The 23,670-nt window shown below is 59.9% G+C and carries 30 protein-coding genes; 4 read left to right on the forward strand and 26 right to left on the reverse strand.

The annotated features are described in order from the left end of the window. The first annotated feature begins 48 nt into the window (after nucleotides 1-48). The gene (locus tag A4G99_RS21270; RefSeq protein WP_066148308.1) at nucleotides 49-699 is read left to right on the forward strand and encodes a TetR/AcrR family transcriptional regulator; all 651 of its coding nucleotides are present in this window, start codon (nucleotides 49-51) and stop codon (nucleotides 697-699) included. Between the two features lie 211 nt (nucleotides 700-910). Here A4G99_RS21270 and A4G99_RS21275 read toward each other — a convergent pair whose 3' ends face one another. The 3 genes from A4G99_RS21275 to A4G99_RS27875 all read right to left on the reverse strand — a co-directional run bounded on the left by A4G99_RS21275 (nucleotide 911) and on the right by A4G99_RS27875 (nucleotide 2,294). Beyond that, nucleotides 911-1,153, reverse strand: coding sequence for a hypothetical protein (locus tag A4G99_RS21275; RefSeq protein WP_066148078.1), 243 nt, complete (start codon nucleotides 1,151-1,153; stop codon nucleotides 911-913). Nucleotides 1,154-1,224: 71 nt separating this feature from the next. Further along, complete coding sequence (locus A4G99_RS21280; RefSeq protein ID WP_255359161.1) at nucleotides 1,225-2,118, reverse strand: M42 family metallopeptidase; 894 nt, start codon at nucleotides 2,116-2,118, stop codon at nucleotides 1,225-1,227. Further along, complete coding sequence (locus tag A4G99_RS27875; protein WP_223302094.1) at nucleotides 2,118-2,294, reverse strand: hypothetical protein; 177 nt, start codon at nucleotides 2,292-2,294, stop codon at nucleotides 2,118-2,120. The genes A4G99_RS21280 and A4G99_RS27875 overlap by 1 nt, the downstream gene beginning before the upstream one ends. Nucleotides 2,295-2,549: 255 nt before the next feature. Here A4G99_RS27875 and A4G99_RS21285 point away from each other — a divergent pair, with 255 nt between their 5' ends. Next, nucleotides 2,550-3,677 (forward strand): PKD domain-containing protein, encoded by a 1,128-nt coding sequence (locus A4G99_RS21285; RefSeq protein WP_066148081.1) that lies wholly within the window; start codon nucleotides 2,550-2,552, stop codon nucleotides 3,675-3,677. A 119-nt stretch (nucleotides 3,678-3,796) separates the two neighbouring features. After that, a complete protein-coding gene (locus A4G99_RS21290; protein ID WP_066148084.1) occupies nucleotides 3,797-4,480 on the forward strand; it encodes a DUF4352 domain-containing protein in 684 nt (227 codons plus the stop codon). 73 nt (nucleotides 4,481-4,553) lie between these two features. Here A4G99_RS21290 and A4G99_RS21295 read toward each other — a convergent pair whose 3' ends face one another. The 16 genes from A4G99_RS21295 to A4G99_RS21360 all read right to left on the reverse strand — a co-directional run bounded on the left by A4G99_RS21295 (nucleotide 4,554) and on the right by A4G99_RS21360 (nucleotide 15,909). Further along, complete coding sequence (locus tag A4G99_RS21295) at nucleotides 4,554-4,790, reverse strand: hypothetical protein (RefSeq protein WP_066148088.1); 237 nt, start codon at nucleotides 4,788-4,790, stop codon at nucleotides 4,554-4,556. Between the two features lie 190 nt (nucleotides 4,791-4,980). Further along, entirely contained in the window at nucleotides 4,981-5,889 is a 909-nt protein-coding gene (gene pfkB / locus A4G99_RS21300; protein ID WP_066148091.1) for a 1-phosphofructokinase, read from the reverse strand. Then, nucleotides 5,886-6,653: an HTH-type transcriptional regulator GlpR gene (gene glpR, locus A4G99_RS21305; RefSeq protein ID WP_066148094.1), complete on the reverse strand. Its 768-nt coding sequence runs from the start codon at nucleotides 6,651-6,653 to the stop codon at nucleotides 5,886-5,888. The genes pfkB and glpR overlap by 4 nt, the downstream gene beginning before the upstream one ends. Nucleotides 6,654-6,793: 140 nt before the next feature. Continuing rightward, complete coding sequence (locus A4G99_RS26225) at nucleotides 6,794-6,967, reverse strand: hypothetical protein (protein ID WP_190303841.1); 174 nt, start codon at nucleotides 6,965-6,967, stop codon at nucleotides 6,794-6,796. 3 nt (nucleotides 6,968-6,970) lie between these two features. Next, on the reverse strand, nucleotides 6,971-8,092 hold the full coding sequence (locus A4G99_RS21310) for an ABC transporter ATP-binding protein (protein ID WP_066148097.1): 1,122 nt from the start codon (nucleotides 8,090-8,092) through the stop codon (nucleotides 6,971-6,973). Between the two features lie 48 nt (nucleotides 8,093-8,140). Next, nucleotides 8,141-9,061, reverse strand: a complete 921-nt coding sequence (locus tag A4G99_RS21315) for a carbohydrate ABC transporter permease (protein WP_066148099.1) — start codon at nucleotides 9,059-9,061, stop codon at nucleotides 8,141-8,143. After that, nucleotides 9,058-9,987, reverse strand: coding sequence for a carbohydrate ABC transporter permease (locus A4G99_RS21320; RefSeq protein ID WP_066148101.1), 930 nt, complete (start codon nucleotides 9,985-9,987; stop codon nucleotides 9,058-9,060). The genes A4G99_RS21315 and A4G99_RS21320 overlap by 4 nt, the downstream gene beginning before the upstream one ends. Before the next feature lie 9 nt (nucleotides 9,988-9,996). After that, nucleotides 9,997-11,265 carry an ABC transporter substrate-binding protein gene (locus A4G99_RS21325; protein WP_223302095.1) on the reverse strand — a complete coding sequence of 423 codons (1,269 nt, stop codon included), beginning with the start codon at nucleotides 11,263-11,265 and terminating at the stop codon, nucleotides 9,997-9,999. Nucleotides 11,266-11,566: 301 nt separating this feature from the next. Next, nucleotides 11,567-12,943 carry an APC family permease gene (locus A4G99_RS21330; RefSeq protein ID WP_066148104.1) on the reverse strand — a complete coding sequence of 459 codons (1,377 nt, stop codon included), beginning with the start codon at nucleotides 12,941-12,943 and terminating at the stop codon, nucleotides 11,567-11,569. Nucleotides 12,944-13,110: 167 nt separating this feature from the next. Then, nucleotides 13,111-13,293, reverse strand: coding sequence for a hypothetical protein (locus tag A4G99_RS21335; protein WP_066148107.1), 183 nt, complete (start codon nucleotides 13,291-13,293; stop codon nucleotides 13,111-13,113). Between the two features lie 89 nt (nucleotides 13,294-13,382). Then, on the reverse strand, nucleotides 13,383-13,586 hold the full coding sequence (locus tag A4G99_RS21340; protein ID WP_223302096.1) for a hypothetical protein: 204 nt from the start codon (nucleotides 13,584-13,586) through the stop codon (nucleotides 13,383-13,385). A gap of 75 nt (nucleotides 13,587-13,661) precedes the next feature. Beyond that, nucleotides 13,662-14,357, reverse strand: a complete 696-nt coding sequence (locus tag A4G99_RS27880) for an ATPase domain-containing protein (protein ID WP_255359162.1) — start codon at nucleotides 14,355-14,357, stop codon at nucleotides 13,662-13,664. After that, nucleotides 14,258-15,079 (reverse strand): ATPase domain-containing protein, encoded by an 822-nt coding sequence (locus tag A4G99_RS27885; RefSeq protein WP_223302097.1) that lies wholly within the window; start codon nucleotides 15,077-15,079, stop codon nucleotides 14,258-14,260. Before A4G99_RS27885 ends, A4G99_RS27880 begins: the two co-directional genes overlap by 100 nt. A gap of 103 nt (nucleotides 15,080-15,182) precedes the next feature. Further along, nucleotides 15,183-15,434 (reverse strand): hypothetical protein, encoded by a 252-nt coding sequence (locus tag A4G99_RS21350; RefSeq protein WP_150123198.1) that lies wholly within the window; start codon nucleotides 15,432-15,434, stop codon nucleotides 15,183-15,185. Continuing rightward, on the reverse strand, nucleotides 15,434-15,652 hold the full coding sequence (locus A4G99_RS21355) for a hypothetical protein (RefSeq protein WP_066148112.1): 219 nt from the start codon (nucleotides 15,650-15,652) through the stop codon (nucleotides 15,434-15,436). Before A4G99_RS21355 ends, A4G99_RS21350 begins: the two co-directional genes overlap by 1 nt. Then, complete coding sequence (locus tag A4G99_RS21360) at nucleotides 15,649-15,909, reverse strand: hypothetical protein (protein WP_066148114.1); 261 nt, start codon at nucleotides 15,907-15,909, stop codon at nucleotides 15,649-15,651. The genes A4G99_RS21355 and A4G99_RS21360 overlap by 4 nt, the downstream gene beginning before the upstream one ends. 206 nt (nucleotides 15,910-16,115) lie before the next feature. Here A4G99_RS21360 and A4G99_RS21365 point away from each other — a divergent pair, with 206 nt between their 5' ends. Beyond that, nucleotides 16,116-17,105, forward strand: coding sequence for a hypothetical protein (locus A4G99_RS21365; RefSeq protein ID WP_066148119.1), 990 nt, complete (start codon nucleotides 16,116-16,118; stop codon nucleotides 17,103-17,105). A gap of 21 nt (nucleotides 17,106-17,126) precedes the next feature. Here A4G99_RS21365 and A4G99_RS21370 read toward each other — a convergent pair whose 3' ends face one another. The 7 genes from A4G99_RS21370 to A4G99_RS21400 all read right to left on the reverse strand — a co-directional run bounded on the left by A4G99_RS21370 (nucleotide 17,127) and on the right by A4G99_RS21400 (nucleotide 23,591). Continuing rightward, nucleotides 17,127-18,716, reverse strand: coding sequence for a hypothetical protein (locus A4G99_RS21370; protein ID WP_190303842.1), 1,590 nt, complete (start codon nucleotides 18,714-18,716; stop codon nucleotides 17,127-17,129). A 260-nt stretch (nucleotides 18,717-18,976) separates the two neighbouring features. Continuing rightward, complete coding sequence (locus A4G99_RS21375; RefSeq protein ID WP_223302098.1) at nucleotides 18,977-19,657, reverse strand: helix-turn-helix domain-containing protein; 681 nt, start codon at nucleotides 19,655-19,657, stop codon at nucleotides 18,977-18,979. 88 nt (nucleotides 19,658-19,745) lie between these two features. After that, nucleotides 19,746-20,159, reverse strand: coding sequence for a DUF6114 domain-containing protein (locus A4G99_RS21380; RefSeq protein ID WP_066148123.1), 414 nt, complete (start codon nucleotides 20,157-20,159; stop codon nucleotides 19,746-19,748). Between the two features lie 24 nt (nucleotides 20,160-20,183). After that, nucleotides 20,184-20,789: a DUF6230 family protein gene (locus A4G99_RS21385; protein WP_066148125.1), complete on the reverse strand. Its 606-nt coding sequence runs from the start codon at nucleotides 20,787-20,789 to the stop codon at nucleotides 20,184-20,186. 219 nt (nucleotides 20,790-21,008) lie between these two features. Then, complete coding sequence (aceB, locus tag A4G99_RS21390) at nucleotides 21,009-22,310, reverse strand: malate synthase AceB (RefSeq protein ID WP_066148128.1); 1,302 nt, start codon at nucleotides 22,308-22,310, stop codon at nucleotides 21,009-21,011. Between the two features lies 1 nt (nucleotide 22,311). Then, nucleotides 22,312-23,370, reverse strand: a complete 1,059-nt coding sequence (gene aceA / locus A4G99_RS21395) for an isocitrate lyase (protein WP_066148131.1) — start codon at nucleotides 23,368-23,370, stop codon at nucleotides 22,312-22,314. Continuing rightward, nucleotides 23,367-23,591, reverse strand: coding sequence for a hypothetical protein (locus A4G99_RS21400; protein ID WP_066148133.1), 225 nt, complete (start codon nucleotides 23,589-23,591; stop codon nucleotides 23,367-23,369). The genes aceA and A4G99_RS21400 overlap by 4 nt, the downstream gene beginning before the upstream one ends. Between the last annotated feature and the right edge of the window lie 79 nt (nucleotides 23,592-23,670).

Consider the following 23,670-nt stretch of genomic DNA (forward strand, 5'->3'; position numbering starts at 1 on the left):
TGGACGAGGACGATAGCCTTTAGTTGCGCTGAGAACGAATATTCGTTCATGAGGGAGACCGATAGCCTTTCTGAGAATGGGTCAGGAGATCGAAAAGAGGAGATCATGAGGGCGACGTATCGGGTATTTCGGACGGAAGGCTATGCCGGCCTCTCAATTTCGAAGATCGCTGATGAAGTCGGTGTTAGTAAGTCTGCCCTTTATAACCATTACAGTGGGAAAGACGAACTCCTCGTTGCGTTCCTAGAGTATGTAATGGATAAGTACAGCGATGAGATCCAGCACAGTGATACAGAGAATCCCATCGTGTATCTCAAACTGTTTAAAAAGACGCTCCTCTCGGAGGAGTCGATAGAAAATAACGGAAACAGTGACGTGCCGATCGACCTCTTCGAGACGATCATGCAGCTCAAGGTACAGGCGGTGCACAACGAGGTCTTCCGGGAGCATTTCACCCGGGACGATCAGTTCGAACACGAACGCCTCGCGGATCGAGTGCGCTCCGGCATCGAGGAAGGATATTTCCAAGATGTAGACCCCGACGCAACGGCGGAATTCGTACAGACAGTCGTTGAGGGAGCGATACTCCGGCAGACGACAACGGACTCCACCTCGTTACAAAATATCAGACGAGAGCTGGACGAGTATCTACGCTGTCGGTTGATTGCCGACCCAGAAAAATTCAACTTGCGTGATTAACTCCCAAATCACTTCGAGAGCACCGCATTCGAAACACGCTCCATAAGACCGGTAACTCCTCAAACCACGTAGAATCGGTATGGTTTGTGAATCTATCTCCCGGAGCTCTGTCTGGCGACTCGAATTCGGCAGTGGACGACTCGTCGGGGACGAGTCGTCCGCGTTTGATAGGGTGTCGCCCAATTCCGAGAGAGATTCGTCCGAATAACCGTCACTGACGGCGCTTTCGCCGGTTTTCCTCCGCCTCGGCTTCGAACCGCTCGGCGCGAATCTGGTCGGTTCGTTTCCGTCGCCACTCCCAAATTCCGGCCCCGATGACGACGATTCCTACCGCTGCACCCCGTACGGGCGACCCTTGAATCCAGAGGAACACGAAGACGACGACCGCAAAAAGTATCGAGATACCGAGGGTTATCTTCGCCCAGCCGCGCTGTGGCCCTCGAAAACGGCGCATACTCCTTCGTCGGATGGGAGGGACGTGAACGTTACGGGAACCGAGCGTCGGGCGGCGGGTGGCGAAGGGAGTTACCGCGGGCGGCGAATCTCGTCCCGACTCGGGAACTCCCGCTCCAGCGCGGACAACAGCACGTCCGCAGTTTCGTCCGCGTCCTCCATGGAGATGGTTTCGACCGGGGAGTGAGTGTAGCGGCAGGGAACCGCGATTGCGCCCGCGTGACGGCCGCCGCGGACCTGTTGGAGTTCGGTCGCGTCGGTCGTACCGGTCAGCATCACGTCGTGTTGCACGTCCACGTCGATCTCGTCCGCCGCCTCGCAGAGCCACGTTCTCGTCTGGCGGTCCACGATGACGCCGCCGAAGAAGTACTCCGAGGACCCGTCCCCGAACTCGACGACCGGACCGCCGTCCAGCGTCGCCTCCGCACCGTCCGTTCGCCCGGCGGGGTAGTCGTCAACCGGGAAGATTTCGAGCGCGATGCCGACGTCCGGGTCGAGGTCGTAGCCCGCCGTTCTCGCGCCGCGGAGGCCGACTTCCTCCTGCACCGTGGCGACGTAGTGAACCGTCGCGTCCACGTCCGCCTCGCGGGCGAGGGCGAGCAGGATGGCGAGCGCTATCCTGTCGTCCAGTGCCCGCCCGGCGACGCGGTCGTTTGCGAGGCGGGAGACGCCGCCGTCCCACGTCGCGTAATCGCCGGGTTCGACGTTCAGGTCGGCGACCTCTTCGGGGGAAGTGGCGCCGATGTCGATACGAAGGTCGTTCGGCAGGGAATCCTTCTCCTCGTCGCCCATGTAGTGGCGACAGCGCGGACCGATGACGCCGAGGACGCTGTCCGGGCCGACGCGGACGCGTTGGCCCGACAGGTTGCCCTTGTAGTGACCGCCCAGCATGTGGAAGGTGAGAAAACCGTCGTCGTCCACCGCGTCGATCAGGAACCCGAGTTCGTCGGTGTGGGCCGCGAGCATTATCTCGAAGTCGCTTCCCTCGCTCGTGGCGCGACGACGTTCCCCATCGCGTCGAACGAAACGGTGTCAACGTGCGGTTCTATCAGTTCGGCAAAACGGTCGGCGACGGCGTACTCGTTCCCCGGTGCACCGGGTGCGTCCACCAACGCTTCGAGGTCCTCGAACGAAACGTGCATGCTGGTATCGTGTGTCTACGGGGGATAACCGTTCGGGTCGAAGCAATCCGAACCGTCGGTCGTCCCGTTTCGGTTCCGGCAAACCACTCGCATTTCTCGATATGTTCTGTTTGTGATCGTATGGACATTTCCCAAATCTAAGGCGATGAAGAGTAATTTTCCGTATATAATCCCATAATTATGAATCTCTACCATCTATTTTTGAACAAAACCCAAACAACGATAACCCCGCACTACGACCCACGATTGGGTAGTATGACCTCAACACGACGCACATTTCTGACAGCGGCAGGCTGCGCGGGGCTTCTCGGACTCGGTGTTGCCGGGACGAGCGGAAAGAGCGAAGCGGACGTTTCGCGTGATTCGTTCACCATTCGGAGCGGGACCGACCAAGCGACGAAAGTGTACGTAACGACCGCCAACCAGTCCGGGCCGACGGTGATGGTCACTGGTGGAATGCACGGCAACGAGGAAGGTGGCTACACGGCCGCCGGAAAAATCGCCGATTGGGACATCAGTCGCGGTAGGCTCGTGGTGATTCCGAGGACGAACGCCGCGGCCGACAGGCAGGATTCGCGTGTCGCGGACGGCGGCGTCGATCTGAACCGCCAGTTCCCGACAGGGAGCGAACCGGAGACGAAACTCGCTCGCGCCATCTGGGACGTCGTCGAGAAGTACGAGCCGGATACCGTCATCGACCTCCACGAATCGCAGGAAATCTACGACGGCGATATGGTCGGCGGCGTCGGCCAAGTGATCTTCCGCTCGCGGGACAAGAAAACGGAGAACGATGCCACCGCGGCGGCCGATTACGTGAACGAGAACTACGTCTCGCGTGACGGCTACGACTTCACCGTCGACGTGTTCTCCTCGTCCTCCAACGAACCGACGGGTCTGTTTACGCACAAGGCAGCGCGCGACACCGATGCTATCGCATATCTCGTCGAAGCGACTTCGGAGGATACGCCCCTCGACAAACGCGTTCAATGGCACACCAAAGTCGTCCAGCAACTCGTCGAGGACGACATACTCACCGGCAGCGGCGGGGATGGCGGCGATGGCGGCGACGGTAACGATGGCGGCGACGGCGACAACGGCGACGAACAGAACAAACCGCCGGTCGCGCGGATCGAAACCACGCCGACGGACACCACCGGACTCGGTCGGGGTGCCACGGTCACGCTCGACGCGTCCTCCTCCACGGACGACGACGGCGACATCAGCGAGTACGCGTGGGACATCGACGGCGACGGGACGTTCGAAAAGAGCGGCGAATCGATCCAGATGACCCTCTCGAACTGTGGCCGCTACCAGGTCACCCTCCAGGTCACCGACGACGAGGGCGCGACGGACACCGACACCGTGGTCCTCTCGACGGTCTAATCGGACCGCGAGAACGACAGTATTGACGATATTTTCAAATTTTTCATTACTAACGACGTTGATTGGTATATATTTGGCCAATAGTGAGATATACCCCGGGTTGTAACCGGCGAGACGCAATGAAACGACGCACGTTCATCGCCGGTGTCGGAACCACGAGCACGTTCTTCCTCGCGGGGTGCAACTCCAACGGGGACGACTCCGGACCCTCCACCAAAACGTCGTCGGGCGAAACGACGACCGGAACAGGGGGAACCACGAGTGGTACAGATTCGACGAGTACGACGAGCGGTGCGGACGAAACGACGAGCGAAACCACCACGGACTCCGAAACGACGACGGACGACGAGACGACGACCGATTCCTCGGGAACCACGACGGCGGAATCGAAGACCGTCTCGTTCGGCGAACACGCGACCGTCGCCGACGACCTCAGCGTCGCCGTGACGGAAGCCAATACGTCCGACTCCTACTCGCATAACGGAACGACCGACGAGGCTGACGACGATTCGACCTACCTCCTCGTCACCTTCGAGACGAAAAACACCGGTGGGTCGTCTCAATCGCTCCCCGACGATGCATCGCTCTCGCTTCACGCCAACGGGAACGAGTACGGCATGACCGACTCGGCGAAGAGCGCGTGGAAGGACTACGTCTCGTCCGGCGTGAACGGCAACGGATCGTCATCGAAGACCGTCGCCTTCGAAGTACCGAAGGACGCTCTCGCTTCCCTCGGCGTGACGGTCACGCTGTCGTACACTGATTCCGGGTCGAAGAAGCTGATCCGGTGGAGCATGGAGTAGCCCCGAACGCTCCTTTTCCCGTCGCTGTCGGTGGGGCCTCCGAAAAGTGAGAAGATCGAAAGGGGTCGTATCGCTATTCGTCCGAGTCGAAGCCGAGTTCGTGAAGCGTTTCCTTGGAGACACCCGCATCGAGAATCCGCCGATAGACTGCCTTTCGCTCGGTATCGGAGAGATCGAGAGATGTCCCGGTGCCGGGAGCGTCATCCGTGGAGCGGCCACTTTGGGCCGTCTCGTAGGCGTCACGGATGAGTTCGGCTTCTAGTTTCGGGACCGATTGGGGAATATCCGGTGAGTTTCTGATTCCTGACATCGTTTCCCGCCACTCACAGGAGGGTGTTAAAGTTATTTTAGGCCAACAGATCTGTCTTTTCCCAGTCCAACGTTCCTCTTTGGTGGTACGTTCGACTGGGTAAGCGTAGGGTTGTCAGTGGGTTCTACTTTCGGTATCGAGAAAAACAACGAAACGACAACGAAGCTGAAAATACGCCGCCTTCCGCCGTTCAATCGACGAGCAGCGGTATCTCGGTGGCTTCCGTCCGAACCTCGTCCATGTCGGGGACGGTGGTTCCGGGGACCGTCACGACGCGGGACGCGACGGTGATTCCGACGCGGAGCGCGATACGGTCGGATTGGCCGCGAGCGAGCGTCGAGAGGACGCCAGCGAGCAGGCCGTCCCCGGCACCGACCGAATCGACCACGTCCACGTCGAGCGGTTTCGCGTGGAAGACGCCCTCGTCGGAGGTGAGAAGCGCACCGTCGTCCCCGAGCGAGGTGATGACGCGGTCGAACCCCTTCTCCCGGAGCGCGTGGGAGGCTTCGGCGCACTCCTCGATACTGTGGACCGGCATGCCGGTCGCGCTCGCCAGTTCGCTCCGGTTGGGCTTGCAGAGCGCGTAGTCGCCCGCAACGCCGGTCAGGAGGTCGCCCTGTACGTCCACGACGGTCTCCCACGGCCCGGCCCCTGCGATACGGTCGATGGTCGCCGGACCGAGGTTCGGCGGGAGGCTCCCGGCGATGACGACGATTTCGGGTTCGTACTCGCGCACCTTCGCGATGAGTTCGCGGACGGTTTCGTCCTTGACACCCTGTCCGGACTGATTGAGTTTGTACTCGCCGTCCTCGCCCAGAATCGTGGTGTTGAGCCGGGTGCACACGTCCATCTCCACGAAGTCGTTCGGCACCTTTCCGCGGATGAGTTGCTCCTCGATGTAGCGACCGAGGAAGCCGCCGACGAAGCCCGTTGCGAGCGTGTCGACCTCCAACCTGGAGAGGTATTTCGAGACGTTGATGCCCTTGCCGCCGGGGTCGTACTGGGTCATGCTCGACCGCATGACGCCACCCGGTTCGACGTCCGAATCGACGGAAACGGTGTAATCGACGGCCGGATTGAGCGTGACGGTCAGGATCATTCCCCCACCTCCTCGATGATTTCGACGCCCATCGTCTCGAACGGTTCGCGGTACTCCGCCGGAACCGGGGCGTCGGTGACGAGCGTATCCACGTCCTCGAACGAGGCGAAGCGGAAGAAGCTCCGGCGGCCGAACTTGCTGTTGTCCGCGACGAGCACGACGCGACTCGCCTTCTCGCACATCAGGGATTTGATGCGCGCTTCGTCCTCGTTCGGCGTCGTCAGCCCGGAATCCGGGTGGATTCCGTTCGTGCCCAGAAACAGCACGTCGAAGTTGGTCCGGTCGAGAAAGCCCTCGCCGGTCGGTCCGACGAGCGACCACGTGGAACGCCGAAGCGTCCCGCCGGTGACTTTCACCTCGATGCCCGCCTCGGCGAGTTGCATCGACACGAGTGGCGAGTTGGTCGCGGCGGTGATGGTCACGTCGTCGGGGACGTGTTTGGCGACTTCGATGGTCGTCGTTCCCGAATCGAAGAAGACGACCTGCCCGTCTTGGAGGGTTTCGACGGCGCGTTCTCCGATGATCCGTTTCGCGTCCCGCCCTTGGACTTGCTTCTGTCCGTAGGTTCGCTCCTCGCCGACGGTTTTGACGGGGAGCGCGCCGCCGTGTGATCGCTCGACGCGCCCGTCGTCTTCCAAATCGCGGAGGTCTCGTCGGATGGTCGCCTCCGAAACGTCGAGCCGACCCGCGAGGTCGGCGACGGTACTGCCGTTCTCTTCGGTGACTATCTCGGCTATCTCTCGTTTCCGTTCGTCAGGCAACATATGTTCGTATCATACCGACTCGACCGTGAGCCGGGAGCGTCTCGTTCGTCTCTCCTGTAGGCAATTCTACCCAATAACGTCTCTGGTGTGGGAGAGCGAGGTCGGTTCGAGTGCGGGGAGTGGGGCGGTTCGGCATCATCTCAGCCGGTGAAGACGAGAAACAGCAACGCGATACCCGCCCCCACGGTCGCGACGATGGTCCCGCCGTACGAGCCGACGAGATAGTTGTACGCCGCGATGAGGGCCAACAGACAGCAAGCGGCCACCAGCAGGATGTCCCGCTCGGGCACCCACGACGTGATCGTTTGTGCCATCGGTCAGTGCGTCGCCTCCACCCGCTTCGATTCCTTGGACGGGGAGTACGTCAGCGATTCGCCGCTGCTGGCGTCGAAGTAGTGGAGCGACCGTCGGTCGAATTCGACGTTGACGCGGTCGTTGAGTTCGACCGGAACGCTCGGTTCCACGGACGCCTTGATGGTGATGTCGTCGCCGAGGTCGAGTTCGAGGACGGTCTTCTCACCCTGCGGTTCGACGACTTCCACGAGCGCGGGAAGGCCGTCCGGTCTGAGCGTGACGTTCTCCGGGCGGACACCGACGACGATTTCGTCGCCGAACTTGTCGTCGAGCGCGTCCCGATAGGATTCGGGCACCTCGTGTTGGAACGGTCCGACGTCCACGACGGGCGTTCCGTCGCGGTTCTGGAGGGTTCCCTCGACGAAGTTCATCGACGGGCTTCCGAGGAAGTCGGCGACGAACTGGTTCCGTGGATGCGTGTAGACGTACGTCGGGTCGCCCACCTGCTGAATCTCGCCGTCGTTCATCACGGCGATCTGGTCGGCGAGCGTCATGGCCTCGATCTGGTCGTGGGTGACGTACACCGTCGTCGTGGACAATTGCTCGTGCAGCTTGTTGAGTTCCGCGCGCATCTGCACCCGCAGTTTGGCGTCCAGGTTCGACAGCGGTTCGTCCATCAGGAACACGTCGGGTTCCCTGACGATGGCGCGGCCGAGCGCGACGCGCTGTTGTTGGCCGCCGGAGAGCTCCGCCGGACGTCGGTCGAGCAGGTCGTCGATCTGGAGGAGGTCCGCGGCGTCGGACACGCGTTCCTCGATGATGTCGTCGTCCACGCCGTGCTGTTCCAGCCCGAATCGCATGTTCTCGCCGACCGTCTTGTGCGGGTAGAGCGCGTAGTTCTGGAACACCATCGCGATGTCCCGTTCGTAGGCGCGGTGGTCGTTGACCATCGTGTCGCCGATGTGAATCTCGCCGTCGGTCGCGCGTTCGAGTCCGGCGATGAGCCGAAGGGTCGTCGTCTTTCCACACCCGGACGGACCGACGAACACCGTGAAGGACTCGTCGGGGATGTCGAGCGAGATTCCGTCGACCGCGACTACGTCGCCGAACCGTTTTTCGAGCGTGTCGAGCGTTACTTCAGCCATCGATACCACCGTCGTTTGGATTGAATCGCATGTGTAGATCTGTTTTCGTCATTCTTTCACTGCTCCTTGCGTGAGACCGCTGACGATGTAGCGCTGGAAGAACAGGCCGAACAGGATGCCCGGCAGGGCCGCAATCATGCCACCGGCAGCGAGGTGCGCCCAGTCGATGAAGTCGTCAGCGACGAACAGGGAGACGCCGATGGGCAGCGTCTGTGCGACGTTCGAGGACGTGAGGACGAGCGCGAAGACGAACTCGTTCCACGAGAAGATGAAGGCCAGAATGGCCGTCGCCGCGATGCCCGGTTTCGCCACCGGGAGGATGATCTTGAAGAAGCCCTCCCACGTCGAACAGCCGTCGACTTGGGCCTGCTCGTCCAACGAGTTCGGGACGCCGTCGAAGTAGTTCTTCATTATCCACACCGCAAAGGGCAGGTTGAAGAACGTGTACGTCAGGATGAGCGCTATCTTCGTGTCGTACAGGGTTCCCGTGAGACCGCCGATGAGCGGGGGGTGCGACATGATCTCGAAGAACGGAACGATGAGCGCGATGGGGGGGATCATCCGCGCCGCGATGATGGACAGCAACAGCGCCTTGTTGCCGAGGAAGTCGTATCGGGAGAACGTGTATCCCGACAGCGTTCCCAGCGTGACACAGATTATCGTCGTCGTTCCGGCGACGATGAGGCTGTTCAGCGTGTACGTGCCGAACGGGCGGTTCTGGAAGATTTCGACGTAGTTCGAAACCGTCGGGTGGTGCGGGTAGAACGTGATGGGGAACGACAGCGTCTCGGACGGTGCCTTCAAACTCGTGATGAGGATGTAGTAGATCGGGAACCACACCACCACGACGTAGAGACCGAGCAGTCCGTAGGCGACCAGTCGCTCACGGATCACGCTCGGCCACTCGTCTTCCGCGTTCAAGTTCAATCCGCGCCGCAGTCGGCTCATCGTGTCTGTTTTCGTACTCATGTTTCGTAGGGGGTCCCTCCGAAGACCTGATAGAGAACCGCAACGATGGCGAACGTCGTAGCGAGCATCACCACGCCGAGGGCGGCACCTTGGCCGGTGTCACCGAACACCATCGCGGTGCGGTAGAGCCACGAGGCCCACACTTCGGTGGACTTCCCGGGACCACCGTGAGTCATCACCCAGACGAGGTCGAGCGCCCGGATGTCGAAGATGATCCGGATGGTGAGCGCGACCAGGATCGACGGTTTGAGGAACGGGTAGGTGACGTTCCGGAACCGCGACCATCGACTCGCGCCGTCCACCTCGGCCGCGTCGTACAACTGCTCGGGAACGTTCTGGAGTCCCGCGAGGAGGATGATGATGATGAAGGGCGTGAACACCCACACGTCGGCGATGATGAGTGCGATCATCGCGAGGGTTCCGTCCGAGAGGAACGGGATCTGTTTCGATATGACGCCCCCGCCGACGAGGACGCCGTTAATCGCACCGTACTGCGTCTGGAACATCCAACGCCACATCAGACCGCTCATCACGTACGGCAGGATCCACGGCACGATGACTGCCGTTCGGATCCAGCCACGTCCCTTCAGGTCCTTGTTGAGCAGCATCGCGATGCCGAGTCCCAACAGGAACGAGATGGTGACGCTGAAGCCGACGTAGATGACGGTGTGTTTCGTGAACCGGACGATGTCGGGGTTGACCGACCCGAACCAGTGGCCGTGCTTGAACAGAAGCGAGGCGAAGTTGTCCAGTCCGACGAACTGTTTTTGCTGTGTGATCGGGTTCGTGTAGAACAGACTCGACCACAGGAGTTGGAGCGTCGGATAGAGGATGATGCCGGCTATCCAGATGACCGTCGGTCCCACCGTGAGCGGGATGAACAGCCTATCGAGCCGTCGCCGAAGCGAGCGTGTATTCTCTGCCATATAGTGACTCTACAGAATCTTGTTCTTCTTGTACAGCGACTTGATGTCCTGTTGGGCAGCGGTGAGCGCGTCGTGAGCGTCCTTCTTGCCGAGGAAGACGGGCGTGATGTTGGACGAGAGAATGTCGTCGACCTGCGGTTGCAGGCGGTAAATCTCGCTCGTCGCGTGTTTGAGGTTGTACTTCATGTTGTCGCGCAACTCCTTCGGATACTTCTTTTTCACCTCGTCGGAGTCGTACACCGACGGCATGACCGCCGGGTTCCCCTCGACCACCATGTCGGTCTTGCACGATTCCTCCTCGCTCATGAACTCCGCGAACTTCTTCGCGGCCTTCTTGCGCTTCGAGAACGCCGAGACGCCGACGGCGTTCGAATCCTGGAACGTCGCACGCGACGCGGGCCCTTTCGGCGGTTTGGCGATGCCGAGGCGGTCCTTCTTCCAGCCCTCGTCGAGCGCACGGGAACCGAGTGGGGTCCATCCCTCGACGGTGGCGAACTTGCCCCCGATGAAGGCGTCACCGACGTTCCCCTCGTTCATGCTCTGGATGCCGCTCGGGAGGAGTCCCTTCTTTCGAAGCGGCGTCAGGAACTCGTCGAAGACTTTCACGCCTTTGTCCGCGAAGACGGGTTCGTGTTTGTCGTTGAACACCTGGCCGCCCGCCTGCCAGAGGAACTGTTTGAACATGAAAACGTCCTTGTTCGCCCACGTGAACCCGAACGCCGACCGGTCGTTGCCGACCTTGTCGCCGAGTTTGAGGACGTCGTCCCACGTGTCCGGCGGCGACGAGATTCCCTGCTTCTCGAAGTACTGCTTGTCGTAGAGGAAGTTACCCCATTTGCCCAGTTGCGGGGCCATGTACGGCTTCCCGTCGAACATGACGAGTTCCTTGAGATTGTCGGGGAACTTGTTCAGGTGTTTCTTCGTGAGCGGAAGCGGTTCGACCCAATCGGCCGCGACGAAGTCGGCGAGCCACCACGTCGGCCCGTTGAAGGCGTCCACTTTGCTGCTCTCGTTTCGCCACTGCGTAATGAGCGTCGTCTTCAGGTTGCTCCACGGAACCTCGTTGACTTCGACTTCGATGCCGGTTTTCTTCTCGAACCGGTCGATGTTCTTCTTGGTTCCGGGGTCGTCCTTGAGACTCCCCGCGTTGAAGAATTTGATCTTGTCGGCCATCTCGCCGCTGCCTCCGTTTTTGCCTCCGTTGTCGCTCTTACTCGAAGAGGTACAACCGGCGAGCGCAGTGGACCCTGCGATACCGAGTGCCCCCGTCGTTTGCATAAATCGACGCCGTGTATGGTTGTGTTCATCACCCATGACATCCATAACCAAAACAAACGACCATAATAAATGTTCTGCAAAAACGTTCAAACTCGTTCAAACTCGTTCACTGATTCAGCGACCAAATGCGCAAAAATGAACAATTACGAAACGAAACACCCCGCGGTGATCCGGGGGAATCGCGGGAATCAGGCCGTATTGAGTGGGGATCACGATCCAGTACGTACGACTGATCGATCGTGTTCAAATCTGCACGAATTGCTTCCGTTCGTTGCGACTGGAAACGTCGCGGCGAGATTGCTCAGTCACGTGACGTTACGAAGTCGTGTTGGCGGAACAGTTCGGGCCAAATGAGATACCGGACGAGGAAGGAACCGGCCATGAGGGCGACGGTGACCAGCGACCAGACCACTTGGGTCGAACCCAATCCGATCATCGCAACACTGAGTGCGACGAGTGCGACGACGGGGAGCGCGTAACCACCGGGGGCGCGAAACGGCGGCGTTACTTCGGGACGGTAGTAGCGCAGTCCGACGAACGAGACGATGTTGAGCGCGTACGGAAGCCCCGTCCCCACGACGGATGCGACGACGAGCAGCGCCTCGAAATGCTCGGGGAAAGTCGCCAGTACGGCCGCGACGAGGCTGACAGTCACGAGTCCGACCCACGGAACCTGAAAGCACGAATCGACCGCCGCGAAGAACGAGGGGAGCGTTTTGTTCCGTCCCAGTGCGAGGACGATGCGACTGGCGCTCATGGTCCCGACCAGCATGGTCGTAAAGATGGCGACTATCGCGCCGAGCGGGAGGAGATACCGTTGAACCACCGGCAATCCGAGTTTCGTCGCTGCCACCCCGAGGGGTACTTGGCTCATGATTTTGGTTTGAAACGCCGACGCCGGGACGACGCCGTGGAGCGCGACGACGACGGCGGTGTAACAGACGGTCGTTACGAGGAGCGAGAGCAAAATCGCCCGTGGAACGGTTTTGGCTGGCCGTTTGACCTCCTCCGCGACGGACGGAATCGCCGTCCACGCGCCGTATCCCGTCAGTGCGAGTGAGACGGCGGCGAAGAACTTCGTCACGCCGCCGGTGAAAAACGGCTCGTAGTTGGTGGGCGAAAAGCGGGTCAATCCGGCACCGACGAAAACGAGGAGAACCGTGAGCAACAACGCTGATAACACGAGGTTCGTCCGACTCGTACTCGTCACGCCGACGAGGTTGACGAGGAAACTCAAGCCGATAGCGACGAGCGCAATCGGGACGACGTACCCCTTCATGCTGGGGAACGCGATACCCAGATACTGGGCGATGGCGAGCGCCGAAATCGTGATGCTGAACACCATCCCGATGCAGTAGGAAACGCCTTCGATGTAACTGGCGAAGAGGCGGACGGACGGGTTCGGACCGAACGTTTCGGCGGGAAAGACGGCGGGGCCGCCAGCCTTCGGGAACGCGAGCGCGAGTTCAGTATAGCAGAGTGCGATTATCATCATCAACAGCCCAGCGACCGGCCACGCGAGCGTCGAGGCGGGGCCGGCCAACCGTCCGGTCGAACCGGGGAAGACGAAAATCGCGGACCCCACCATCCCGCCGACGCTCAACAGCACGCAATCGAGCAACCCCAACTCGCGCGTGAGTCCTCCGTCCCCCGAACTCGCCCCGCCGCGCTCGCTCATCGTGATAGCACCATGTCGTTCGATGCTACAGAGAGATTCTATTTAACCATTCTCAAAACAGGTTAGCGTAACGAATTTGTGATGGGAATGGCAGCTCACAGTTCGAAGGGTCTAGCGCGGCGGCTCTCCATCGAATCTACTCGTGAAAAGGTCGCCCGTTCGAGGCCCTATCGCCACTCTTCCAACGGCATCGTGTCCGTCTCGTCTACCGCGACCCACGCGTCGTCCCGCGTGATGTCGGCGATGATCGCCCGGTTCGGACACCGCTCGTCCGATGTCTCGTCGATGGCGAAGACGATTTCGGGCGTATCCGGTTCCACGTGCCGTCCGTCAGGTACTGCGTTAGTCATGGTCGTTGGGTTTTGTCGCTCGTCTGGCGATGCTCCTCATCCGAACGTTCGCAAGGGGGTTAAAAAGACGTTCTGACCGGTCTCTCGAATCACCGCGGTTCGAAATCGTCCGGATCGAATCGATACTCGCCGTCGGGTACCGTCGGCCTCGGTTGCATCGGCAGGTCGGGCATGAACATCCAAATCAAGACGAGCATGCCAACGAAAGCGGGGAGTACGGTAAAAAACGGAACGGTCGTACCGAGCCATCGAACTCCCTCCCAGAATCCCAGAACCATGAGTATTGTTCCCATACGTCGCTCGATTGATAACTCGCACTGCTATGGTATAACAATACCGATTTTTAATCAAAAATAGCGATTCGAGAGTCAGTCGTCCAATCGCGGCGTTCCTGTCAATATCCCTTGAAGGTCCTCCATCGGTTCGCCGACTCTGACGCCGTTTTCCGTTATCTCGAACTCGCGGAGGAGGTGCTCGTAGTCGCTGGTTCGCTTTTTCAACACGCTGATAGATTTTCGCATCTCGCCGGAAACTTCGAGGTGTTGGAGGAGAACGATGTTGTCCGCGAGGTAGCTGATTCCCTTCCCGGTCGCCTTGACCTGCCCCGTCATCGAGTCGTGTTCCGAGACGAGGATGACCGTGATACCGTTGTTCTTGAGATATCGACAGAGTGCCTGTAACCGCTCGACGAGGTTCTGTCGCTCGTCACGCAGGGAGAGGGTGTACCCCTCGATGCCGTCGATCATTACGATGTCCGTCTCGTTGGTTTCGACCTCGCGGCGGACCATATCGACGAACTCGACGGCCGAGCGCTTGACCGGTTCGACCTCCACGAGATGAAGTCGCCCTTCGTCTTGCATCTCGGCGACGGGAACGTTGATGGCCCTGCTTCGTTCACGAAACGTTTCGGTCGACTCCTCGAACATGTAGATGACCGACCGCTTGCCGCGGCCCGCCGCTTCCTTCATGAACTGCGTCCCGAACGTCGTCTTTCCGACGCCGGTCGGCCCGCTGAGGACCGTGACCGTCCCCCGCTCGATGCCACCGTCGAGTAGCTGATCCACTTGGGGAATCCCGGACGAGAGTTGAACGGGGTTGAAATCGCGGTCGTGAACCGTGGGGTCGAGCGCGGGGAACACGGCGATGCCGTCGTCCGAAATTCGCATCCCGTGTCGTCCCTTTCGCACGTTTTTCGGGAACTTCGGCACGAGGAGCGTTCGTGTTCGGTCGGTGCGCTGGAGTTCGATTCGGCGTCGTCCACGACGGACAGGTCGTCGTTGAGTGCTGTACGGCCGGTAAACAGCACCGTCGTACCGTCCTCCTTTAGATATCGTGCGAGACCGATGACTTCCTCCCGAAACCGTTCCCGACTCGAAAGGAGGTCACGGAGCCGAGTCGAAGAATCGACGACGACTCTGTCGGGCGAGAGCGAGTCGATTCGGTCGGCGAGGCGACCGACGAGTTCGTCGTCGTCGGCGTTCCCAGCGAACGTGTCCCGCTGCCCGCCGCTTTCGGCCTGTTCGGCGCGTAAATCGAGGAACGAAAGGGCGTCCGCATCGATATCGACCGCGTTCGCCTTCTCGCGGAGTTCGTCCGCCGTCTCGGAGCAATGGACGAACAGCCCCGTTTGGTCCCGCTCGGTTCCCGCTTCGAGAAAACGCAACCCGAGCACGGTCTTTCCCGTGCCTGCTTCGCCGTGGAGGACGTACGACCGGTTCGGAACCAGTCCACCGTTCAGCACGATGTCGAATCCGCGAACGCCGGTCGATTGTCGTTCGACAGCCATTATCGTACTCCTGAAGCGCTATCGGAAAACAATTATGAATCCTGGTAGTACCAGAAACAGCACATCGACACGCGACTCCACGCTCGATTCGGCCGACGAGCGGTCAGTCGGGTGTCGTCTGAACGGTTTCGTTTCGAGAGAGTTCGTCGTCCTCGGTCGCACAGGCGTTCCCCGCACGAACGGTACTCCTGTCGAGACAGGCGATGCAACCGTGGACTTCGTCGGTGTTGTCCCCGAACACGCGGGCGAAGCGCGCCGTCACGAACCCCCCGCAGTTCAGGCACCGTCTCGATGACGACCTGTGACGCGTCGGTCGGACGCGGATTCCGGTCTCGTCGCTGGCCAAGTTCGCCATCAGAGCCCTCGCACGTTGTTCATGCGGACTGCGGTCGTTCTCCCACATCCCGTACACGTACTGACTCGGTACGGTTCGCGCGAGAACGCCGCGTTGTCGCTGTGCTCGTTTTCGGTTCGAATCTCTATTTCGACCTCGTGTACCGTGTCCCGGTCACAGTCGGGACAGGATTCGACGATATCGGTCACGAACCCGTCACCGGACTTCGTCGCGGTCATGGGAAAATCACCTCCGTCGTTGGCCCGGGGCCGAACTGGAGTCGGTCCCGATGGCTCTCCACCTTCCAACGATATCGGTACGCGGGCGATTCCCGCGGTTCCGCGTCGACTACGACGTCGGTTTCGTGTTGTGGGACCCCATAGAACGTCATCTCCGGGTCGGCCCTTCGCGTCGAATGCTGTGGCGGTCCGTAGACCGTCTCCTCGATGGAAGGGGTTCTCCTCTCGGTCGTATCGTTCCGGACTGTAGATTTCATTTTGTTTTCGACTCCGTGTGGACCGGTTGTGGTCGTGGGTGCGATTCGTTGACCTACTTCGTACCAGCGTGTGGGATAGAAAAGGAGGTTCTGACCACTTTCTCAAAACGTCGGTCACGATATCGTCCGAGAAACATACCGAGAATTACAAAACGATAATTATAGTTTGGGAGATGATTAAATAGATGGGAATGGTGTAATCGATCATGGGTTCACCGGGTACAGTCCGACTACTGAGCGCCCTTCGAGAGGGCACGCTCGACGAAATTCGACCGGTACTTGACATCGAGACGGGGACGGTCACCTACCCCGACGCGGACGAGTATCTCGACGACTACGACGGAGATACCTTCGAGGTGCTAGAAACGCTGTCCGAACGCGACCTCCTTCACCGCGAGTTTCAGGAGAAACAGTACATCTGTCCTCGCTGTGAATCGAAGGGGATGCAGTACACGACGGCGTGTCCGTCCTGTGAGTCGCCGAACACGATCCGAACGGACAGCTATCGCCATCCCGAGTGTGGCTACGAGGGGATGCGGGAGCAGTTCGTCGGCGAGAATGCCGTCGTCTGTCCGAACTGCGAGACCGAACTCGATTCGCTGAAACACCTCGAATCGGATGCGGCACACGTCTGTGAGGACTGTGGCGACGTGTTCGAAAAGCCCGTCAACCGCCTTCGATGCCGCGACTGCCATCACGTCGCCGACCCGCTCCAAACCATCGAGCGGGTGCTGTACCGGTACTTCTTGAGCGAAGACGGAGCCACGTGGGTGGACGAACAACTCGCCGCGCGGCAGGCCCTCGCGGAAGCGTTCGAGGACAGGAAACTCCGAACGGAGATCGACAGTACCGTCACCGACGCGTCGGATGAAGAGGTTCCGGTCCACGTCTACGCACGCGATGACCTATTGAACGACCACGTCATCGGCGCGGTTTACGAACGTCCCGACGGGGACGACATTTCGGCGCTCAGAACCCTCGCCTCGGGTGCTGGCGCACGCGCGACGCTCGTCACCACGTCCGGGACCATCGTCGGGAACGACGCCGGAACGCTCCTCACGGACGGCGACCTGACGGTGCTCCGGTTGACGGGGGACGGGACGCTGGAACGCGAGTACGAGGTGGTCGAAGGAACGCATCCGAACAACTCGTTCGTCGGCCGTCTCGCCGACATCTTCAAACCGCAGAACGGGTAAACTGTTGCCGAAAACGGGCGGTCAGAATTCCGTCACCGAGGGAATAGCTGCCCGCCCCAACAGCGATCCGTCGTCCGTTCCGCCGGTTCCGTTCTTCACCGCCGTTCCTATCGTGGAGATACCGCCCGCGTCAGTACCGTTGCTGGCGTTTTCACTGACAGCCGACGTATTTTGGACGGCATCCGTCGTGCTATCAGTGGTCGTCGTGAGACGATCCACCGTCTTTTCCACGCCGCCTGAAACATCATCCGACGTGTTCTTGACACCACCTGCGACCCCATTTGACGTGTTCTCGATACCGTCGCCAACCCTCTTGGTCGTCTCGTCTACCGTCCCAGTGGTTTTTCCCGTGCTGTCGTCCACCGTGCTCGTCGTCGTATCGACGCCGTCCGTGATCTTCCCTGTGGTATCGTCCACATCATCCGTGGCTTTGTCAGTCGTTCTATCGACCGTCTCCGTCGTCGCGTCCACGCCATTCGTGATCGTATCGGCACTCCCGTCCGCTTTGTCTGCCGTCCTATCCACTCGATCCGTGATGTTGTTCGTGGTGTCGTTCACCTCATCGGTGAGCCCATTCGTGGTATTATTGACCGGATCCGCCGTCTCATTGACCTCGTCCGTGAGTTTATCCGTCGTGTCGTCGATCGAGCCCGTCGTGTTATCCACGCCATCCGTGATCCTGTCCGTGGTGTTATCGACGCCGTCCGTGACTTTGTCAGTCGTGTTATCCACCGTGTCCGTGGTATCGTCCACTCCGTCCGTCGTGTTATTCACTCCGTCTAAGACTTTTTTCGTCGTGTCGTCGACCCTATCCGTGGTGTTATCGACACGGTCCGTGACTTTGTCAGTCGTATCTTCGATCGTATCAGTCGTATTGTCCGCGCTGTCCGTGGTGTCGTCCACCGTGTCCGTCGTATTGTCCACCCCGTCCGTGATTTTATCAGTCGTATTGTCGACCTCGTCCGTCGTGTTATTCACACCGTCTGAGACCTTTCTCGTCGTATCGTCCACGCCATCGGTGACGTTCCCGGTGGTGTCGTGTACGCGGTCAGCGACATCGTCACGAGTTTCGTTCATCCCGTCCGTGACGTTATCGACTCCGTTTCCGACTGTGTTCTTCGTCTCGTTGACCTCGTTTTCTGGGTTGTTGTCCTCACCGCTTCCCTCGGTGGTGTCGTTCACGATGGTCCCCACTCGGTGAGTCGCGTCGCCGGGTGCAACCGTTCGATTCTCGTTTGCACCCGAGTTCGGTCCAGTGCCCGCGTCGTCGTTCCCGTCATTCGCTCGGTCTCCCCCCGTCAGTAGGGAACGGAATTGGCGGCCGATCCGCTTCGGGACGTCGAACGTTATCGAGTCGGCCGTCGCCCGTTCGAACCGCATGTTCGCCCCTCGAAGGTTCGTCTTCTTCAACACCGCATCGTGAAACGCCATTCTGATGCCCGCATCGCCCCCAGTGGGCTTCACCTCTAGACAGACCGATTCGGCGTGTATCCGTTCGACTCGAACGCTAAGCGCTGTGTCGTTCGTCCGCGGACCATCACCGAGATTTCCGGCCATCGCCTCCTCGACGTCGAGACCGTGAGCGTTCTGCCGGTAGGCAGGGAAGTTCACGGTCCGAAACGTTACGTTCTGGAAGCAGCGTTTCGCATCCGAGAACGACTGTTGGGCGGATACACCCGACGTTTCACGGTGTGTACCCGCCGCCGGAGATACCGAAGCGATCACGAGACAAAGGATAACCACGAGGATGGTTCGGTGTTTCATCGAATATCACTACCTTCTATGATTATTCCTACCATGCGACCGCAGAGGAATATTTATTCCCGCATCCATGCACGGTTATTTATATCCCGTCGAATCTTCGTTGGACGTCATTCCTGGTGGCCGAAAAGGGTCGAAAAGAGGTGATACTCCGCCTTTCGGAGGTGTTCGTCCACGGTGCTCGGCGCACAGCCGAGTCGTTCCGCGATGTCCGCATGTGTCGCTCGTCGTGGGCTCTGGTAGTGACCTTGTTTGACGGCGGTTTCGAGCACCTCGTGTTGCCGATCGGTCAACCCCGAAAAGAGGTGGTCGGAATCCGGCGCATACTCCCCCGTCTGTTCGACACGGACGTCGATTTGCTTCGGTAGCTCGCGGAACGCCCGTTGTATCATCTCCTGCTTGCCGACGACGGTGGCGAGGATGTCGTTGGAGTCGGTGTACGTGAGCGGCGTATCGATGATGAGTGCATACTTCTCGACGACGTACATGAGCGTTCCCGCTGGCTCACCCGCTTCGACGTGTATGTAGATGTGAAACAGATCATCTTGCACGTCGAGTATATCGTAAGCCAAGACCGACTCGTGTGCATCCAACTCCTCGACGAGCCCGTTCGAGCTCCCACGCAGTCGATAGAGAAGCACACCGCCACCGCTGAAGAGGGAGTTGACGTGGAGGAGTTGATCCCGTTGGACGTCGGGCCGTGCAGCGATAACGTCGCCGACTGGATGGATTCCTTTCCCGTCCAGGACTAATTTGAGGGTTAGATATCTCATCATCTTCGATTCTATCACGCACTCGTTCTCGAAACGTACATAATTATTTGTTGTCTAAATTGAAGGTTCGGCAATAGGACTCGCCCAAAATGGAACTCTCCGACGATTACATCGTCGGTATTGTTTCTTCGGTGTCGGTGTCGGTGGTCTCAGGTGGTTCCCACGCGACACAGAGCGCACCGCCGAGCGTGCCGAGTATCATCCCCACGCCGAACCCTCCGAGCGCCCCGAAGATCGAGGCGATCGAAAGCAGGATGCCAGCGGCACCGAAGAACTCGGCGAACTCCGGGCGCAGTAGAGCGAAGACACCGCTCAAGAAGACGAAGACTGCGAACACTAATCCCGCAAACATGAATGTGCTCGGAACCAGCGCGAAGGTTATCGCCAGTTGTGCGGGAATGATCCCGATGACGAGTCCGGCGAGGATGACGAGGAGTGCACCCCAGAACGGCCGGTCGTGGCGCCACGACGCGAACCTCGACCGGTACGATGCGAACTGCGTTATGTGAATTGAACTCATATCGTGTGCCTCCGTTCGATCGGATCAGTTTCCTCCCGCCGCACACTGGCTCTTCGGGAAGCTAGTGGTGTTTTTCGGGTTCACGACGGTCTTCACGTGTGCTCCGGAGAGCGTGATGCTCTGTAGGAATTGGCTTTGTGCTTTGATCCTCCCGTCATCGATGACGATGGTCGGCGCCGAGAGCGAGAACGAACTCTTCATGCTGTTGGGGTCGGACAGCGTCTTCTGGTTCTCCATCTTGAGGTTCCCCTGTAGATAGGTGAACTTCTGTGTCATTCCACTGAATTTCACCGTCTTGTCCGAGGAAATCATGAGACGGACGGTGGTACCACCGCCGGGCATTCCCTTCGGGATTTCAACGTCCTTATACATTTTCAACCCCTTGATCGATCCTCGGTTGATTTTTGCAACCGCCGATGGGTACGTTCCGCACTCGCTCGAATTTTCGAGCGATGCGTACTGCGTGAACCCTTGACCCTCCAGTTGGTCGAACGTGACGGTGAATCCACCCACACCTGCTGTGGGCACTGCGATGGCTGTTCCTCCAGTCGCGATAGCGCCGACAGTGGCGGCTTGTAGCACCAACGCTGCACCGATCACGATCGCGAACTTTTTGGTATTGATTGCCATACCCGTACAAAGATAATTTAATACATTAAGGATTGGCGCGGTTTTACACGGCGATATACAAGGGGGTGGATTTTAATTCAAAATATTACTATAAATTTTATATGGTATTAAAAATATACCGATACTACTCCCCGGGCGATCGACTTCGTTGTAGCACGGGAAAAGCGAACTGCAAATCGATGGGCGAGCGGTCACCGACGAGTACCGGTGAACCGTTCGTCAGCCGACCTGCATCGCGCGTTCGACCACGTTCTCGCCGTACAGTTCCGCCAACGCATCGTGCTGGTCCGGCCGGTTCTCGTACACGTCCTGGAACACGGCGATCGGCGTCATCGCGGCTTGGTACGTGGCTTCGTCCCACATCCGGTCGTTCTCGATGTCGATCTCGACGCCGTCGATGACGACGGTCGTCGCCTGCGTCATGGCGATGGCACCCCTCCCCGCTTCCTTCGCGGCTTCGAACTCCTCCATCGAATCGACGATGTCGTCCATGCTCGGGACGTATTCGGTCATGTCCAGCAGTTCTTCGCGGAGTTCGTCCCCGTCGAGTTCCCGCTCGTCGTCGCCGACCCGAAGGCGATAGCCGTCGCCCGTCTCCGACAGTCCGACTCGATTTCCGTCGTAAAACTGTGTGTCGTCCTCCCGTTCGAGTTCGGTTCGTTGGCCGTCAACGTCGAGCAGCCATCTGCCGGTTTCCGGCGGCAAGGGTGCCTCGTTCGCCGTCACGACTTGGCCGGGGGTCAGCGACCAGATGCCGATCATTCCCTTGGCCCGGTTGGCGGTCATGCGCTCGCGGTAGCCGTCCACGTCCCGGATGTCGTCGTACGGGCCGTCGACCGCGATGAGTCCGGCGGCGCTCGCACCGCGCGACGTGTTGTGGCGCAGTTCCTCCCACTCCGGGAGGCCGCCGGTCGGCGTCATCGCGCGCATATCCTTGGTGTAATCGACCTCGCCGTCCACGAGCATGAACAGGCGTTCGAGGTTGTTGTCCGGCTTTCCTATCTCCTCGCGGAGGTCGCCCATCGCCAATTCCGCCGCCCCGCTCTCGATGATGACGGACATGGCGAGACTGCCCTCTTCGAGGCCGTGTTCGTTCTCGACGAGGGTTATGAACTCGTCGGCCTTCTTCCAGTCGTCGATGCCGCCCACTTCGGGAACCACGAACCCGTCGATGTGTTCGATGGCTCCCCGCTCGGGGTCGGCGATCTGCAGTATGTGCTGGAATCCCCGATAACGGGTTCCGGGGGCGTCCCGGTGCCAGACGATACGAGGGTGGATTTCGCCCGGGAACTCCTCCCCGTGCTCGGCCACCACTTCGACGATGTTCTTGGCACCCTCGTCGCGCATCGACGGGGCCGTCGCGTCCTCGTTGTCCGGGACCCAAACGTCGGGGGCCTGCATCCCGCGTAACTGTGCTGCGCTCCGTAGCATCTTGGCGGAGTCGTCTTCCCCCTCGACCGCCGTTGGCGAGGTGAAGAACGTCCGCACGAACGCTCGTTCGTGTCGTCGTTCCGTGGTCATATCAGTCGTCTCCCTGCTCGGAAGCGACCACCTCTTCGTCATCCTCCGAGTTAGAGGTGATGGGGGTCGATTCGTCCTCGCTGAACCCTTCCGAACCCTCGATTCGCTCGCGGGCCTCCGGGTCGAACTGCGTCTCGATGTCCTGATACCGACTGACGAACGAGAGTTCGTGGTGCGATTCCGTAGGGTGGTCGAGGTATCTGCCTTCGAGGTCGAACTGCGCCTGCTCGTCGTCCTCGGCGAGTCGTTCGAAGTCCTCGTAGACGCTGTGTGCACCCGAATGGAGCGCGAACAGCGTGATGAAGATGTACTTGTAGCCGAGGTCTCCCAGTTCCTCGAAGGTGAGCGGGTCGTCCTCCTCCGACCACGCGAACGACGAGGAGTAGTTGAACGCGAGTTTCAGATCGGGATGGGTCTCGTGGATGGTTTCGGCGTACTCGACCGCGTCCTCTCGACTCGGGTCGGGCATCTCGGGCCACACGATATCGACGCCCGCGTCGGCATAGATGCGGCCGCGTTCGAGGTGTTCCTCCCAGTCGCCGTTCGCCGACCCGTAGGCGTCGGTTCGGGCGATGATGACGGTGTCCTCGGATTGCTTCGCATCGACGGCGGCCTCGAAGCGGGCGCGGGCTTTCTCGCGGGAGACGATTTGCTTGCCCGCGATGTGGCCACAGCGTTTCGGCGTCGTCTGGTCCTCGATGTGGATGGCGGCGACACCGGCCTTTTCGTACTCGCGCACGGCCCGCCGGACGTTGTGGATGCCGCCGTAGCCCGTGTCACAGTCGGCGATAACGGGGAGGTTGGTGGCTTCGACGATGCGTTTCGCGTTCTCGACCATCTCGGTCATCGTCACCATCTCCAAGTCCGGGAAGCCGAACTGGCCGAGCACGGTCGAATAGCCGCTCATGTACGCGGCGTCGAGTCCGGCCATTTCCGCCAGTCGGGCGTCGAGGGCGTGATAGAGTCCGGGTGCGAAGACGTAGTTCTGGTCGTTCAGCATCTCTCGGAGTTCCTTTCCGGCGCGATTCTCGATGTCTCTCGTCGGTGTTTCGGGTTTCATCTGTTGTCCTGTAGGGTGGCTTCGATTCGGTCGAGTTGTGCTCGGAGCGTTCGGAGTTCGCGCGCGAGTTCCGGCAGCGTCTCCGTTCGCTCGGCGGTACGATAGCCCGTCCGTCGTCCGGTCGTCGGTCGGTACGGGGTTGGTCGGCGCTCGGTTTCGGTGATGAGCGGAACGAGCGGTGCTTCCTCTTCGGTGCGGTCGTAGCGTGTTCGGTCGGTCATATACGTCGTGTCGTTCGGTTGAATTTCGTGGGGCGAGTCGTTCTGCGAGCGGTTCCATCGCGTGCCGATGAGCGTGCTG

The organism is Haladaptatus sp. R4, assembly GCF_001625445.1.
Taxonomy (GTDB): Archaea; Halobacteriota; Halobacteria; order Halobacteriales; family Haladaptataceae; genus Haladaptatus.

Excerpts from the sequence above, each read along its gene's own strand:
- A4G99_RS21270 (WP_066148308.1), top strand. The coding sequence starts at position 49 with ATGAGGGAGACCGATAGCCTTTCTGAGAATGGGTCAGGAGATCGAAAA.
- A4G99_RS21275 (WP_066148078.1), bottom strand. The coding sequence starts at position 1,153 with ATGCGCCGTTTTCGAGGGCCACAGCGCGGCTGGGCGAAGATAACCCTC.
- A4G99_RS21280 (WP_255359161.1), bottom strand. The coding sequence starts at position 2,118 with ATGCTCGCGGCCCACACCGACGAACTCGGGTTCCTGATCGACGCGGTG.
- A4G99_RS27875 (WP_223302094.1), bottom strand. The coding sequence starts at position 2,294 with ATGCACGTTTCGTTCGAGGACCTCGAAGCGTTGGTGGACGCACCCGGT.
- A4G99_RS21285 (WP_066148081.1), top strand. The coding sequence starts at position 2,550 with ATGACCTCAACACGACGCACATTTCTGACAGCGGCAGGCTGCGCGGGG.
- A4G99_RS21290 (WP_066148084.1), top strand. The coding sequence starts at position 3,797 with ATGAAACGACGCACGTTCATCGCCGGTGTCGGAACCACGAGCACGTTC.
- A4G99_RS21295 (WP_066148088.1), bottom strand. The coding sequence starts at position 4,790 with ATGTCAGGAATCAGAAACTCACCGGATATTCCCCAATCGGTCCCGAAA.
- pfkB (WP_066148091.1), bottom strand. The coding sequence starts at position 5,889 with ATGATCCTGACCGTCACGCTCAATCCGGCCGTCGATTACACCGTTTCC.
- glpR (WP_066148094.1), bottom strand. The coding sequence starts at position 6,653 with ATGTTGCCTGACGAACGGAAACGAGAGATAGCCGAGATAGTCACCGAA.
- A4G99_RS26225 (WP_190303841.1), bottom strand. The coding sequence starts at position 6,967 with ATGGCACAAACGATCACGTCGTGGGTGCCCGAGCGGGACATCCTGCTG.
- A4G99_RS21310 (WP_066148097.1), bottom strand. The coding sequence starts at position 8,092 with ATGGCTGAAGTAACGCTCGACACGCTCGAAAAACGGTTCGGCGACGTA.
- A4G99_RS21315 (WP_066148099.1), bottom strand. The coding sequence starts at position 9,061 with ATGAGTACGAAAACAGACACGATGAGCCGACTGCGGCGCGGATTGAAC.
- A4G99_RS21320 (WP_066148101.1), bottom strand. The coding sequence starts at position 9,987 with ATGGCAGAGAATACACGCTCGCTTCGGCGACGGCTCGATAGGCTGTTC.
- A4G99_RS21325 (WP_223302095.1), bottom strand. The coding sequence starts at position 11,265 with ATGCAAACGACGGGGGCACTCGGTATCGCAGGGTCCACTGCGCTCGCC.
- A4G99_RS21330 (WP_066148104.1), bottom strand. The coding sequence starts at position 12,943 with ATGAGCGAGCGCGGCGGGGCGAGTTCGGGGGACGGAGGACTCACGCGC.
- A4G99_RS21335 (WP_066148107.1), bottom strand. The coding sequence starts at position 13,293 with ATGACTAACGCAGTACCTGACGGACGGCACGTGGAACCGGATACGCCC.
- A4G99_RS21340 (WP_223302096.1), bottom strand. The coding sequence starts at position 13,586 with ATGGGAACAATACTCATGGTTCTGGGATTCTGGGAGGGAGTTCGATGG.
- A4G99_RS27885 (WP_223302097.1), bottom strand. The coding sequence starts at position 15,079 with ATGGCTGTCGAACGACAATCGACCGGCGTTCGCGGATTCGACATCGTG.
- A4G99_RS21350 (WP_150123198.1), bottom strand. The coding sequence starts at position 15,434 with ATGGCGAACTTGGCCAGCGACGAGACCGGAATCCGCGTCCGACCGACG.
- A4G99_RS21355 (WP_066148112.1), bottom strand. The coding sequence starts at position 15,652 with ATGACCGCGACGAAGTCCGGTGACGGGTTCGTGACCGATATCGTCGAA.
- A4G99_RS21360 (WP_066148114.1), bottom strand. The coding sequence starts at position 15,909 with ATGAAATCTACAGTCCGGAACGATACGACCGAGAGGAGAACCCCTTCC.
- A4G99_RS21365 (WP_066148119.1), top strand. The coding sequence starts at position 16,116 with ATGGGTTCACCGGGTACAGTCCGACTACTGAGCGCCCTTCGAGAGGGC.
- A4G99_RS21380 (WP_066148123.1), bottom strand. The coding sequence starts at position 20,159 with ATGAGTTCAATTCACATAACGCAGTTCGCATCGTACCGGTCGAGGTTC.
- A4G99_RS21385 (WP_066148125.1), bottom strand. The coding sequence starts at position 20,789 with ATGGCAATCAATACCAAAAAGTTCGCGATCGTGATCGGTGCAGCGTTG.
- aceB (WP_066148128.1), bottom strand. The coding sequence starts at position 22,310 with ATGACCACGGAACGACGACACGAACGAGCGTTCGTGCGGACGTTCTTC.
- aceA (WP_066148131.1), bottom strand. The coding sequence starts at position 23,370 with ATGAAACCCGAAACACCGACGAGAGACATCGAGAATCGCGCCGGAAAG.
- A4G99_RS21400 (WP_066148133.1), bottom strand. The coding sequence starts at position 23,591 with ATGACCGACCGAACACGCTACGACCGCACCGAAGAGGAAGCACCGCTC.